We start from the raw sequence: 12,307 nt of genomic DNA, 5'->3' as shown, positions 1-12,307 counted from the left end.
CACCCACACTCGTCATTGCGAGCGTAGCGAAGCAATCCAGAGCGGCGCGAAACTGCCCTGGATTGCTTCGCTACGCTCGCAATGACGAACGGTTACTTGGCCCACCCATCCGCCAGAAAGCGCGTCGCCAGCCCGGCGAGGAAGGCCGCGCCGCGCGGCATCACGCTTTCGTCGACCATCATGCGCGTCGAATGGATGCCGCAGCACTGGCGCCAGTCCGCGCCCTCGTGGCTGACGCCGAGGAAGAACATCGCGCCGGGCACTTTCTCCAGCACGTAGGCGAAGTCCTCCGCTCCCATGATCGGGTCGGCGAGGCGCAGGAACGCGGCCTCGCCCAGCAGGTCGCGGGCGACGGCCTCGCCGAAATCGACGGCGCCGGCGTCGCACAGGGTCACCGGGAAGCCCTCGATCACCTCGACCTCGGCCTTGAGCCCGTGCGCGCCCGCGATCCCGGCGGCGAGCAGCGGCAGTTCGTCCTTCAGCCGCGCGCGGTTGGCGGCGGAAAGCGTGCGCATGGTGCCGGTCATGGTCGCGGTGTCGGGGATGACGTTGTGCGCGGTGCCCGCTTCGATCTTCGAGATGGTGACGACGACGGGATCGAACACGCTGAACCGGCGCGCCACCATGGTCTGGATGGCGCCGACGATCTCGCAGGCGATCGGCACCGGGTCCATCGTATCGTGCGGCATCGAGGCATGGCCGCCGCGCCCGGTCACCGTGATCCTGAGCTGGTCCGCCGCCGCCAGCAGAGCGCCCGCGCGCCCGCCGATCAGGCCGTGGGGCGCATTGGGCATGACGTGGAGCGCAAAGGCCGCGTCAGGCAGCGGCCGGTCGAAGCCCTCGCCGCCGAGCAGGCCGTCCTCCAGCATGAAGCGGGCACCGTGGTAGCCTTCCTCGCCGGGCTGGAACATGAAGCGGACCTCGCCCGCCAGCCGGTCGGCCTGCGCGCAGAGCAGCTGCGCGGCCCCGGCAAGCATGGCGACGTGGGTGTCGTGGCCGCAGGCGTGCATGACGCCGGGTATGATGGAGGCGAAGTCCAGCCCGGTTTCCTCGGGCATCGGCAGCGCGTCCATGTCGCCGCGCAGCAGCACCGAGCGGCCCTCTCCCGCGCCGCCCCTGAGCGTCGCGACGAGGCCGGTGGTGGACGGCCCTTCCGCCCATTCGAGGGGCAGGTGCGCCAGCGCCTCGCGGATCTTGTCGCGCGTCTTCGGGGTGTGGAGGCCGATTTCGGGCTCGGCGTGGATCGCACGGCGCAAGGCGACGATGCTGTCGGAAAGGGCGGCGGCTTCGGCAACGAGGGTCATACCGCGCATGATACGCGCGGACGCTTCGCTGTCGAGCCGGGGTTACTCCTCCGGCCCGATCTCGGCGTCATCGGGCAGGCCCACCATGATCTTGCCCGCATCGACCTGACGCAGCGTATGCCACGCCATCACGCCCATGGCGACGTAGGAGGTCGCCCCCGCCAGCGCCACGGCCCAGGCCGCGCCGCTCGGGCCGATGGGGATGAACTGCCACAGGCCCACGCCCAGCGCCGCCAGCGCGATCAGGCGCGCGACGAGCGACTGGCGCGCCTTGCCGGTCGAGTGCAGCACCGGCTCGAACGCCACGCTGGCAAGGTCGAAGCTGGCGGCCACGGCCAGCGGGATGAGGATCGAGGCGCCGCTTTCGAAGGCATCGCCGCCGATCATCGCCAGCAGCTGCTCGCCGAGGAAGTACGCGACCGCCACCACGGCAAGGCCCGCACCGCCCGCGATCAGGCTGGTCTGGAGCGCCAGCTTGCGGAATTCCTCGGCCTTGGAGGCGACGCGGACGCGGGCCACTTCGGCATAGACCGAGCGGGTCAGCAGCGTGGAAAGCTTGCTCAGCGCCTGCGACAGCTGCGAGGCGAGGCGGTAGAGGCCCGCCGCCTTGGTGCCGACCCAGCCGCCGACGACCAGCAGCGGGCCGTTCTTCATGGCCGCATCGATGGCCGAGCCCATGTAGGTGACGAAGAAGAACTGGGTGACGCCCGGGTTCTCCCGGATCGCGCGGCGCAGCTGGAAGAGGTAGGAAATCCGCACCGCCTGCGGGCTGAGGCGGCGGGCCATGGTCCAGTAGAGGATGGCCTCGAGAATATCGATTGCGGCCCAGGCCGCCAGGAACCGGCCGACGGTCGGCCCGGTGAACCAGATGATCAGCGCGGCGACGAGGCGCCCGCTCGGCACGATCGCCTCGACATAGACGGCCATATCGAACCGGTTGAGCGCGCGCACGATCCCGGTCGGGGCTGAAACCAGCGCCCAGAGCGAGCCGACGCAGTACCAGAACGCGATATGGATGAAGCTGGGGTTGAGTTCGAGCAGATGCGCGAAGCCGAAGATCAGGATCGCCGCCAGCCCGCAGCCGAGAATCGCACCGACCGCATCGATCACGCCGCACAGCATGCCGAGGCGGCCGAACTTCTCCCAGTCCTTCGCGTGGACATGCTCCGACCCGTAGCGCACGACGACTCGCCAGGTCTGGAAGCCTGCGAGCGAGGTCAGCGCCTGCGCGGTGCCGAAGATCAGCGAGAAGTGGCCGAAATCCTTGAGGCCGAGGGTGCGCGTCTGGATGGCGAGATACGCCAGGCCGCAAATCGCGCCGAAGCCCTTGCCGCCGAGCAGCCAGGCGGTGTTCTGGAGTATCCGCCCTAGCGGAGATGCACTCTCCTGGCGGTAGCGTTTGGCGGACATTGGCTCGCATTTGGACGAGGGGGCTGTCAGTTGCAAGGGTGGGCTCGCTCTTCTTGTACGTATGGCCGGCTCGGATCGCCCCGCCAGAGCTTTCCCTTTCGCAGTGCAGTCGCTAGATGCCCCCTTCCCCCAAGCAGACTGAATGACACATGATCGAACACGCCATCCTCCTCAGCGCCGGCCAGGGCTCACGCCTGCTCCCCCTCACGGCCGAGCGTCCCAAGTGCCTGATCGACTTCTCCGGCCGCTCGCTGATCGAGTGGCAGATCGAGATGCTGGCGCGCGGCGGGGTCAAGCGGATCGACGTGGTCACCGGCTTCATGACCGACATGCTGGAGGAGCACCTCAATTCCATCCGTGACCCGCGCGTGGAAATCACGGTGCGATTCAATCCCTTCTTCAAGGTGGCCGACAACCTCGGCTCGTGCTGGATCGCGCGCGAGGCGATGCGCGGTGACTTCCTGATCCTCAACGGCGACACGCTGGTGTCGGAGGAGATCGTGCGCACGGTCCAGCAGGGCGCGGCCGGTCCCGACGGCAAGCCCTGGCCGATCACCGTGACGGTGGACGTCAAGGCGGACGGCTACGACAGCGACGACATGAAGGTGGAACGCAGCCCCGAAGGCCGCCTGATCCACATCGGCAAGACGCTGACGGCGGCGCAGTCCAATTCCGAATCGATCGGCTTCCTCGCATTCCGGGGCGAAGGCGCGGACCTGTTCCGCGAGACCGTGCGCCAGGCCATGCGCACGCCCGAGGGCGTCCAGCACTGGTATCTGAAGGTGATCGATTCGATCGCGCCCACCGGCAAGGTCGGCACTGTTTCGATCGAGGGGCTGGACTGGGCCGAGGTGGACTTCCTCAACGACATCGAGATCGCGACGAAGCTCACCGATACGTGGTGAGAGCCCACCGCTGCCCCCTCCCGCACGCGGGAGGGGAATGAGAGCCCATCGTTTCGCCCTCCCGCGTGCGGGAGGGCTGGGAGGCTTGGGGGCGAAGCGATCTAGCCGGACAGGGTGGGCATCAGCCCTCGAAAAACCCCTTCAGCCAAGCCACCAGCGCATCGAGATCCGCGCCCTCCAGCGCCACCGCATGGCCAAGGTCCGGCACCTTGGGCCAGCCGCAGTCGACGAACTCGCGCCCCTGCCACTCGCGCGCGCCTTCGTAGCGGGGGATGACGTGGAAGTGGACGTGCGGGTCCACCATCATCAGCATCAGGTAGTTGAGCTTGGCATAGCCGACCGCCTTGCCCAGCGCCGCCTCGATGGCGCCAGTCGCGCGCTTCAATTCGGCATGCGCCTCGGCCGGTAGGTCGCCGAAGGCGGTGACATCGCTCTTCGCCGCCAACACCAGCGAGCCGAGCGTCGGCTGCGCGGGCCGCGCGAGCACGACCCAGTGGTCGAACTCCGCCACCAGCGTCGCGGGCCAGCCGAACTTCTCGATTGTAGCGTTCATAATCTTCAGCCTTCCGCCAGCCAGGAGGTGATCGTGCCACCGCGCGCCCGCACGATCCATGCCTGCGCCAGCCGCACGGCGTGGATCAGGCACGACAGGGCCGTCCACCAGGCTACCGCGATCAGGCCGAGGTCGGGGCGCGAGAACACCATCGCCGCGAACAGGATCACCATGTTCGGGTTGCGCCGCGCGGTGATCAGGCGGAACTTGCTGTCGAACGGCCGCCACACGTGGATGTGCATTCCGGCAAACCGGATGAACGCCCCTTCGATCAGGCGCTGGACCACATAGCCGCCCTGGATGGCCGCCTGGACCCACCAGAACGTCGCGGTATCGTAGGACATCCCCCAGTACGCGAGGCCCGTCGCCCAGAACCACCACCAGAACGGCGGATGGACAAGGTCCATGCCGTGGTCGAACACGTTGCCCCAGGCCGAGGAGGTGATCGTGCAGCGCGCCAGCTTGCCGTCCACGGTGTCGAGCACCATGAACACGAGGCCCAGCGCCATGCCCAGCCAGTAATGGCCGTAAGCAAAGAGCACGGTGGCGATTACGCAGAACACCGCGCCGACGGTCGTGACCATGTTCGGCGTCACGCCCAGCTTCGCGCAGATCCGCGTCAGCACCAGCGCCCATTCCGGCCAGAGGTACTTGGTCAGCACGTCGGTCACGCCCTTGTAGGCGCCGAAGTAGCTCGCGCGCTCGATCGGCCGCAGCGTCGCGGGGGTCAGCGCCATCAGGAACGGCGTCTCGCGCTTGCGAAGCTGCTTGTTCTCGATGGTCGGGCCGTCTTCATAGGCGACGACCTCGAACCCGGTCGAATCGACCAACGGCAGGCCCGCCGCCATGGCAGCCGCGACTCGCGCCGCCTGATGTGCATCCGCAGCATGGGCAAGTGCCGGAACACCGCCCAAAGTCAGCACCGTGCCCTGCCGTCCGGTGATGTTTCCGAACCACGCCGGGTCCCACGCAAACGCTGCGTTGGAAAGTATCGCCGGGCCTTCGGGCACGCCGTCGACGGGCTCGAGCCCGGCGGCGCGGGCGATCCGACCGACCCGCACCGAAGGGCTCAGGCCCCACAGCTTCACGGGATTTTCACCGATCGTGACGACCGGCAGCACTTGCGTATTGTGGACCATGGACCGCCACGTAGTGCCTCGCGGACCGGGTGACAATCTCAGGCGCCTTGGTTCGGCCACAAGCGTGTCGATACGGTAACAAGCGCCATTAAACTGTAACCCAAATGTGTCAGAGCATATTTCTGGGTGATTTTCCGAGCTAGCGATACTACATGGTACGCCGTGCACGGAAGTATTCACACCTTCGAGACGCTGCCGATCTTCGGCGAGCTTGGTCGCCGCGACGGCGCGCGCACGGTTCGTCCGGCGCGCCGCGGCCGTGCGGTCCCGCTGGTCGGCATCGTCCGCAACCCGCGAAGCCACCGCAACATGGGCATCAAGCCCGAGATGGCGGATTGCTCCAACATCCTGACGCAGACCCCCTCCACGCGTGAGGAACTGCACTACACGCTGGCCGAGTTCGCCCGGCGCGGCATCGACTATCTCGTGGTCGACGGCGGCGACGGCACCGTGCGTGACGTGCTTTCGGCGGGCGCGGACATCTTTGGGAACGATTGGCCCACGTTCATCGTACTGCCCAAGGGCAAGACGAACGCGCTGGCGGTCGATCTTGGTCTGCCCAACAAGTGGTCGCTGGCCGAAGCGCTGGCTTCCGCCCATCGCGGCCGGACCATCTCGCGCAGCCCGCTGCGGATTTCCCCGGCGGACGGCACCGCGCGCTGCGTGCAGGGCTTCATTCTGGGCACCGGCGCTTTCTCGCTCGCGACCGAGGCCGGGCAGGAGGCGCACCGCCGCGGTCTGTTCAACAGCTTCGCGGTCGGCCTCACCATTCTCTGGGGCGTGCTGCAGACCCTGTTCGGCGGGGCCGGCAACGCCTGGCGCGCCTGTACGCCGACCCGTATCGTCGATCGCCGCACCGGCCAGCACCTGCCTTACATGGGCAAGGGCAGTGCGGACGAGCGCTACCTGACCATCGCCACCACTTTCGAGCGGTTTCCGCTCGGCGCAAAGCCCTTCGGGCGCAATCCGGCGCCGGGACTCAAGCTGGCGGTGATGGACTGGCCGATCCGCTGGCTGGTGGCGCTGCTGCCCGCGATGATGTTCGGCTTCAACCTCAAGCTGTTCGCCCGCAAGGGTGCTCACCGCGTGAGCGCCAGCGAGGTCGACATGGACATCGGCGGCACCTTCATCCTCGACGGAGAGGCTTTCCCGGCCGGTCGCTACGTGCTCGAGGAAGGGCCGCAGATCAATTTCGTCGTCCCCTGACGCCGGACCGCCGGGTTTCCAACTGGCGCCTTGTAATTGCGGCTGGCCTGTCCGATTGACGCGGCAATGATCGCGCATTCCCCTCTCGATGACCGCATCGCCTCCGCCCTGACGCGCGAGGTCGTGCCCGAAGTGCGCGCCTTCGCCGGGAAACTGGCCCAGGCGGCGGATGCGCTGGGCGTGCTGTTTTACGGATCGAACCTGCGCACCGGATCGCTGGAGGGTGTGCTGGACTTCTACGTGCTGCTGCCGGGCGCTCAGGTCGAGCGGATCTGGCCGCGCGTGAGCTATCACGAATGGACGCACGACGGTGTTCCGTTGCGCGCCAAGGTCGCGACGATGGCGCTGGAGACCTTCCGCGCCGCCGCTGCCGGAGAGCGCATCGATACCACCATCTGGGCACGCTTCGTTCAGCCGAGCGCTCTCGCCTGGCAGCGCGACGCGGCCGCCGGCGCCGCGATCGCGCAGGCCGTCGCAGGCGCCGCCCGCACGGCGGCGCGCCTCGCCGTAGCGCTGGGGCCTGACGCGGGAACGCCCGAGGACTACTGGCGCGCCTTGTTCCGCGCGACTTACGCCGCCGAATTCCGCGTCGAGAAGGCGGGCCGGGAAGACTCGATCCTCGCCGCCAACCGTGCCCATTTCGACGGACTGCTGCCGCTGGCGCTCGGCGCCGCCGGAATCGCCGTCACGCAGGAGGGCGGCCGCCTGCGCCCCACCCTCCCCGCCAACGAACGGGCGCGCATCCTGTCGTGGTGGGCGCGGCGCCGGCGGCTGGGCAAGCCCTACAATGTTTTGCGGCTCCTCAAGGCATCGACCACCTTCGAAGGCGCGGCCCGCTACGCCGCCTGGAAGATCGAGCGCCACACTGGCGTCCCCGTGAAGATCACCCCTTGGCGCGAGCGGCATCCGATCCTCGCCGCCCCCGGCGTGCTCTGGCAGGTCTGGCGCGGCAAGCGGGAGAAGACCGCATGAACGCCCTGATCCTCGCCGGATCGCGCCCCGGCGCGCCCGACCCCGTCGCCGAGGCCGAAGGCGTCGCGCACAAGTCGCTGGTCGAGATAGCGGGCAAGCCAATGCTCGCCCACGTCGTCGTCGCACTGCGCGAGGCCGGGATCGCACGGATCGCCGTCTCCGCCAGCGATCCGCACGTGCGCGATCTCGCCGCGGAACTCGGCTGCGAGGTGCTCGCCACAGGCACCGGTCCCAGCGCCAGCGTTGCCATCGGGCTGGACACGCTCGGCGCGCCGCTGCTCGTCACCACCAGCGACCATGCGCTGCTGAAGCCCGAGTGGGTCCGCGATTTCCTCGCCGACACGCCGGAAGGCAGCGACGTCGCCATCCTCCTGGCCCGGCGCGAGGCGATCGAGGCGGCGATGCCCGGCAGCCGCCGCACGTACCTGCGCTTCGCCGACGGCCACTGGTCGGGCTGCAACCTGTTCCTGCTGGCGAGCCCTCGCGCGGGCCTTGCGATCGACACCTGGAAGATGGTCGAGGCCGACCGCAAGCGCCCCTGGCGCATCGCCGCCCGGCTGGGGATCGGCATGCTCATCGGCTATGCGCTCGGCCGCCTGACCTTGAGCGACGCGATCGGACGGCTGGGCCGCAGGATCGGCGTCACCGCCAGCCTCGTCGCCGCACGCGACGGGCTCGCGGCGGTGGACGTGGACAAACCTTCGGACCTCGCGGATGCGCGGGCGATCCTGTCTGCGCGGGCAAGCAGCAATTTAAAGCACTGACGGGGCGGGCGCAGCGCTGAAAGGCGCGCACAGCGTTTCAAACCATTGCCCGAAGCACCGACCCGCAACTCGATGCGCGGCCATTCGTTTCCCTTACGCCCCATGTTTGATCCCGGTCATGGAAATCCCACCGCCACGGGTTAGCCTGAGGATGCCTAAGAGGGAGAACGACCATGCGCTCGATACTCGTCAACGCCGACCGCAAGCCGGGCAGCGATGCCCGCCTCCAGACCGCCGTGGACATCGCCCGACGCGAGAACGGCCACGTTACCGTGCTCGTCGACACCCCCGTCTCGCGCTACATCGCGATGGACCCGATGGGCGGCAGCTACGTGATCTCCGAAGCGCTCGACAAGGCGCTGGAGGCCGACGACGAAGTCGCCGCCGCCGCCGAGACCCACCTTGCGGGAACGGGCGTGCCCTTCGAGGTGATCCGCTGCGAGGACGACCCCGTCACCGCCTTCGCCTATGCCGCGCGCCTCGCCGACCTCATCGTCGTCTCGCGCTCGGGTGGGCTTGCCGGAGACCTTGCCCTGCGTGCCCGCGCGCCGGTGCTCGCGCTGGCGGAAACCCCGCTCAAGGTGCCGGTCGGGACTGCCTGCATCGGCTGGGACGGCGGGGAACAGGCCGCCGCTGCCCTGCGCGCCGCCGCGCCGCTGCTGGCGCAGTGCTCCAGCGTGAAGCTGATCTGCGTGGTCGAGAAGGAAGGCGGCTTCCCCGCCACCGATGCCCTGCGCTACCTCTCGCGCCACGGCGTCAACGCCGAACTGGAGGAGCATGAGCGCGTCCACTCGACTCAGGAGACGCTGGCCGCCGCTGCGCAAGGGGCGGACCTCCTCGTCATGGGCGCCTACGGCAAGAATCGCGTGCGCGAGTTCCTGTTCGGCGGCGTGACCGAGTTCTTCCTCAAGGAGGCAACCGCGCCCGCCCTGCTCCTCGCGCACTGATCAGCGTCCGACATAATACCGTACGGCGCCGCCCCGAAAGGGTGCGGCGCCGCAGTTTTATGGCGATTCCGAGTGATATGCTGACCTTGGCAAGCACTTGACGCGTTGCAGCAGGCAAAGGATTGCAGCCCATCGCCCCAGCGTTGCGCGCTCACCTAAGCGTAAAGGTGAATCTGAAGGTCGGTTCATTATCATACATGGCGGAAACCCTGACATTTCGTTCAGGAAAGTACCCCTTGTGCAGCATTTCGCAACCTTGGTTCACATTTTCGCAACACGACCTATCCTTTTCGCACTTGCACAAAAGCCGATTCGGCAGCATACAGACAGTGCCTTTCAGGCATCCTCTCCCAAAACTTCTACGGCCTGGTCGGAAACGACCGGGCCTTTTTTCTTGTCCGGGTAATGCGCGAATTCCGCCACTCGGAAAGGGAACACGCGCGCATCGTACGGGTTCGATTTGCATTCCCCGGTGGCGATACCCAGCTATCCTCCACCGACCGGTCGATCAGCACGATGACCGGCACGGGATCGAGGAAGGAACACCCCGCACATGGCGGATACCGAAACCAAGACCGAAGACCGCACCATAAAGCTGCAGGTCGCCGCCGCTCGTCAGGAAGAGAGCGGCCAGGGCATCGCCCGCCTGTCTCGCGCCGCATTGGGCGAGATCGGCGCCATGGAAGGCGACGTGCTCGAAATCACCGGCAAGGCCGTGACCGTGGCCCGCGCCGTACTCGCCTACGACGAGGACGAGGGCCTCAGCGTCATCCGCCTCGACGGCCTCCAGCGCGGCAATGCCGAAGTCGGCTCCGGCGACCACGTCACCATCCGCAAGGCCGAATCGCGCCCTGCCCAGCGCGTCGTCTTCGCGCCGGCGCAGAAGGACATGCGCCTGCAGGGCCCCTCGGCCGCGCTCAAGCGCAACTTCTTCCAGCGCCCCATGGTGCAGGGAGACCTCGTCGCCACCACCGGCCAGCAGCAGGTCGCGGACATCCCGCCCCAGCTGCGCCGCATGTTCAACGCGCCCGCCTATGCGCTGACCCAGATCCGCCTCAACGTCGTCTCCACCACCCCGCGCGGCATCGTCCACATCGACGAGAACACCGAAGTCGAACTGCGCGAGGTCTTCGAGGAAGCCCACGACGCGCGCGGCGACGTCAACTACGACGACGTCGGCGGCATGAGCGACACCATCCGCCAGCTGCGCGAAATGGTCGAACTGCCGCTGCGCTACCCCGAACTGTTCACCCGCCTCGGCGTCGCCCCGCCCAAGGGCGTCCTGCTCCACGGCCCGCCGGGGACCGGCAAGACGCGCCTGGCACAGGCCGTCGCCAACGAGAGCGAGGCCAGCTTCTTCTCGATCAACGGCCCCGAGATCATGGGATCCGGCTATGGCGAGAGCGAGAAGCACTTGCGCGAGATCTTCGAGGAGGCGACCAAGTCCGCCCCCGCGATCGTCTTCATCGACGAGATCGACTCGATCGCCCCCAAGCGCGACCAGGTCCACGGCGAAGCGGAAAAGCGCCTCGTCGCCCAGCTGCTCACGCTGATGGACGGCCTCAACAGCCGCGCCCACGTGGTCGTCATCGCCGCCACCAACCGCCCCGACGCCATCGACGAGGCCCTGCGCCGCCCCGGCCGCTTCGACCGCGAGATCGTCATCGGCGTGCCCGACGAGAAGGGCCGCCGCGAGATCCTCGGCATCCACACGCGCGGCATGCCGCTGAGCGAGCGCGTGGACCTGAACGAGCTGGCCCGCACCACCCACGGCTTCGTCGGCGCCGACCTTGCCGCCCTCGCCCGCGAGGCCGCGATCGAGGCGGTGCGCCGCATCATGCCCAAGCTCGACCTCGAGGCGCGCACCATCCCCGCCGAAGTGCTCGACAACCTGCAGGTCTACCGCGAGGACTTCCTCGCCGCCCTCAAGCGCGTCCAGCCCTCCGCCATGCGCGAGGTCATGGTGCAGGTGCCGAACATCGGCTGGGCCGACATCGGCGGCCTGGACGAGGCGCAGATCAAGCTGAAGGAAGGCATCGAACTGCCACTGAAGAACCCGGAGGCGTTCCACAAGCTGGGCATCCGCCCGGCCAAGGGCTTCCTCCTCTACGGCCCGCCCGGCACCGGCAAGACCCTGCTGGCCAAGGCCGTGGCGAAAGAGGCCGAGGCGAACTTCATCTCGATCAAGTCCTCCGACCTGCTCAGCAAGTGGTACGGCGAAAGCGAACAGCAGATCGCCAAGCTGTTCGCCCGCGCCCGTCAGGTGGCTCCCTGCGTGATCTTCATCGACGAGATCGACAGCCTCGTCCCCGCCCGCGGCATGGGCGGCGGCGGCAGCGAACCGCAAGTCACCGCCCGCGTGGTCAACACCATCCTCGCCGAGATGGACGGGATGGAGGAACTGCAGTCGGTCGTCCTCGTCGGCGCCACGAACCGCCCGGCACTGGTCGACCCCGCCCTCCTGCGCCCCGGCCGCTTCGACGAACTGGTCTACGTCGGCACCCCCGACGCCCCGGGCCGCGAACACATCCTCGGCATCCACACCGGCAAGATGCCGCTGGCGCAGGACGTACGCCTGGGCGAGATCGCCGACCGCACCGAACGCTTCACCGGCGCGGATCTGGAGGACGTCGTCCGCCGCGCCGGCCTCATCGCCATCCGCAAACGCGGCGCGAGCGTGGAAGAAGTAACGATGCAGGACTTCGAGGAAGCCCTCGAAGACAGCCGCGCCACCGTGACCGAAGCCATGGAAGACGAATACCAGCGCATGAAAGGCGAACTGAAAAAGCGCGCCATGGAAGTGACGCCGATCGGCTTCATCGCCCCGGGCATGGTGGAAAGCACACGCGAACGGAAGCACTGAGGGTCGGGGGTGGGGCGCGAGATTTCCCGCGTCACCGCCCTCGGCGCTCTTTCTCCCCACCCTTCGTCATTGCGAGCGTAGCGAAGCAATCCAGAGCGGCTTGAACCCACGCTCGCGATGCGAACCTTCCGCCAAAGCAAAAACCCGGTCCGTTGCGGCCGGGCTTTTGTCGTTTCAGGCAGGGAAGAAGGGAGAAGAGAAAATGCGAGGGCCATCGCCCTCGCGCTCCCGGGAATTGGCGACG

The 12,307-nt window shown here is 67.9% G+C and carries 10 protein-coding genes; 6 read left to right on the top strand and 4 right to left on the bottom strand.

The genetic code is table 11. The features are described 5' to 3' along the window. Positions 1–92 precede the first annotated feature (92 nt). Together BES08_RS14895 and BES08_RS14890 are read right to left on the bottom strand one after the other, a co-directional pair. Positions 93–1,313 carry a M20 metallopeptidase family protein gene (locus tag BES08_RS14895; RefSeq protein ID WP_069708780.1) on the bottom strand — a complete coding sequence of 407 codons (1,221 nt, stop codon included), beginning with the start codon at positions 1,311–1,313 and terminating at the stop codon, positions 93–95. A 33-nt stretch (positions 1,314–1,346) separates the two neighbouring features. Then, a complete protein-coding gene (locus tag BES08_RS14890) occupies positions 1,347–2,714 on the bottom strand; it encodes a lipopolysaccharide biosynthesis protein (RefSeq protein WP_008829716.1) in 1,368 nt (455 codons plus the stop codon). 149 nt (positions 2,715–2,863) lie between these two features. On the opposite strand from BES08_RS14890, the gene BES08_RS14885 reads away from it, so the two are divergent. Continuing rightward, positions 2,864–3,619 (top strand): phosphocholine cytidylyltransferase family protein, encoded by a 756-nt coding sequence (locus BES08_RS14885; protein ID WP_036528447.1) that lies wholly within the window; start codon positions 2,864–2,866, stop codon positions 3,617–3,619. A 121-nt stretch (positions 3,620–3,740) separates the two neighbouring features. On the opposite strand, the gene BES08_RS14880 is transcribed toward BES08_RS14885, so the two are convergent. Both BES08_RS14880 and BES08_RS14875 read right to left on the bottom strand, forming a co-directional pair. Beyond that, positions 3,741–4,172, bottom strand: a complete 432-nt coding sequence (locus BES08_RS14880; protein ID WP_008829714.1) for an HIT family protein — start codon at positions 4,170–4,172, stop codon at positions 3,741–3,743. A 5-nt stretch (positions 4,173–4,177) separates the two neighbouring features. After that, complete coding sequence (locus tag BES08_RS14875) at positions 4,178–5,311, bottom strand: CDP-alcohol phosphatidyltransferase family protein (protein WP_069708779.1); 1,134 nt, start codon at positions 5,309–5,311, stop codon at positions 4,178–4,180. A 162-nt stretch (positions 5,312–5,473) separates the two neighbouring features. Here BES08_RS14875 and BES08_RS14870 point away from each other — a divergent pair, with 162 nt between their 5' ends. The 5 genes from BES08_RS14870 (at position 5,474) to BES08_RS14850 (ending at position 12,063) form a co-directional block, all read left to right on the top strand. Further along, complete coding sequence (locus BES08_RS14870; protein ID WP_008829712.1) at positions 5,474–6,517, top strand: diacylglycerol kinase family protein; 1,044 nt, start codon at positions 5,474–5,476, stop codon at positions 6,515–6,517. Between the two features lie 66 nt (positions 6,518–6,583). Beyond that, a complete protein-coding gene (locus BES08_RS14865; RefSeq protein ID WP_069708778.1) occupies positions 6,584–7,489 on the top strand; it encodes a hypothetical protein in 906 nt (301 codons plus the stop codon). Then, on the top strand, positions 7,486–8,253 hold the full coding sequence (locus BES08_RS14860; protein WP_069708777.1) for a nucleotidyltransferase family protein: 768 nt from the start codon (positions 7,486–7,488) through the stop codon (positions 8,251–8,253). Before BES08_RS14865 ends, BES08_RS14860 begins: the two co-directional genes overlap by 4 nt. 173 nt (positions 8,254–8,426) lie before the next feature. Beyond that, the gene (locus BES08_RS14855) at positions 8,427–9,200 is read left to right on the top strand and encodes a universal stress protein (protein WP_069708776.1); all 774 of its coding nucleotides are present in this window, start codon (positions 8,427–8,429) and stop codon (positions 9,198–9,200) included. A 553-nt stretch (positions 9,201–9,753) separates the two neighbouring features. Then, positions 9,754–12,063, top strand: a complete 2,310-nt coding sequence (locus BES08_RS14850) for a CDC48 family AAA ATPase (RefSeq protein ID WP_069708775.1) — start codon at positions 9,754–9,756, stop codon at positions 12,061–12,063. The last annotated feature ends 244 nt before the right edge of the window (positions 12,064–12,307 follow it).

It is taken from the genome of Novosphingobium resinovorum, assembly GCF_001742225.1.
Classification (GTDB): domain Bacteria; phylum Pseudomonadota; class Alphaproteobacteria; order Sphingomonadales; family Sphingomonadaceae; genus Novosphingobium; species Novosphingobium resinovorum_A.
Note: the sequence above shows the minus strand (reverse complement) of the source record. Positions and strands in the feature narration are given on the sequence as shown.

Bases quoted from the DNA above. Each gene is read 5' to 3' on its own strand.
- BES08_RS14850 (WP_069708775.1), top strand. From the start codon at position 9,754: ATGGCGGATACCGAAACCAAGACCGAAGACCGCACCATAAAGCTGCAG.
- BES08_RS14860 (WP_069708777.1), top strand. From the start codon at position 7,486: ATGAACGCCCTGATCCTCGCCGGATCGCGCCCCGGCGCGCCCGACCCC.
- BES08_RS14880 (WP_008829714.1), bottom strand. From the start codon at position 4,172: ATGAACGCTACAATCGAGAAGTTCGGCTGGCCCGCGACGCTGGTGGCG.
- BES08_RS14895 (WP_069708780.1), bottom strand. From the start codon at position 1,313: ATGCGCGGTATGACCCTCGTTGCCGAAGCCGCCGCCCTTTCCGACAGC.
- BES08_RS14885 (WP_036528447.1), top strand. From the start codon at position 2,864: ATGATCGAACACGCCATCCTCCTCAGCGCCGGCCAGGGCTCACGCCTG.
- BES08_RS14890 (WP_008829716.1), bottom strand. From the start codon at position 2,714: ATGTCCGCCAAACGCTACCGCCAGGAGAGTGCATCTCCGCTAGGGCGG.
- BES08_RS14865 (WP_069708778.1), top strand. From the start codon at position 6,584: ATGATCGCGCATTCCCCTCTCGATGACCGCATCGCCTCCGCCCTGACG.
- BES08_RS14855 (WP_069708776.1), top strand. From the start codon at position 8,427: ATGCGCTCGATACTCGTCAACGCCGACCGCAAGCCGGGCAGCGATGCC.
- BES08_RS14875 (WP_069708779.1), bottom strand. From the start codon at position 5,311: ATGGTCCACAATACGCAAGTGCTGCCGGTCGTCACGATCGGTGAAAAT.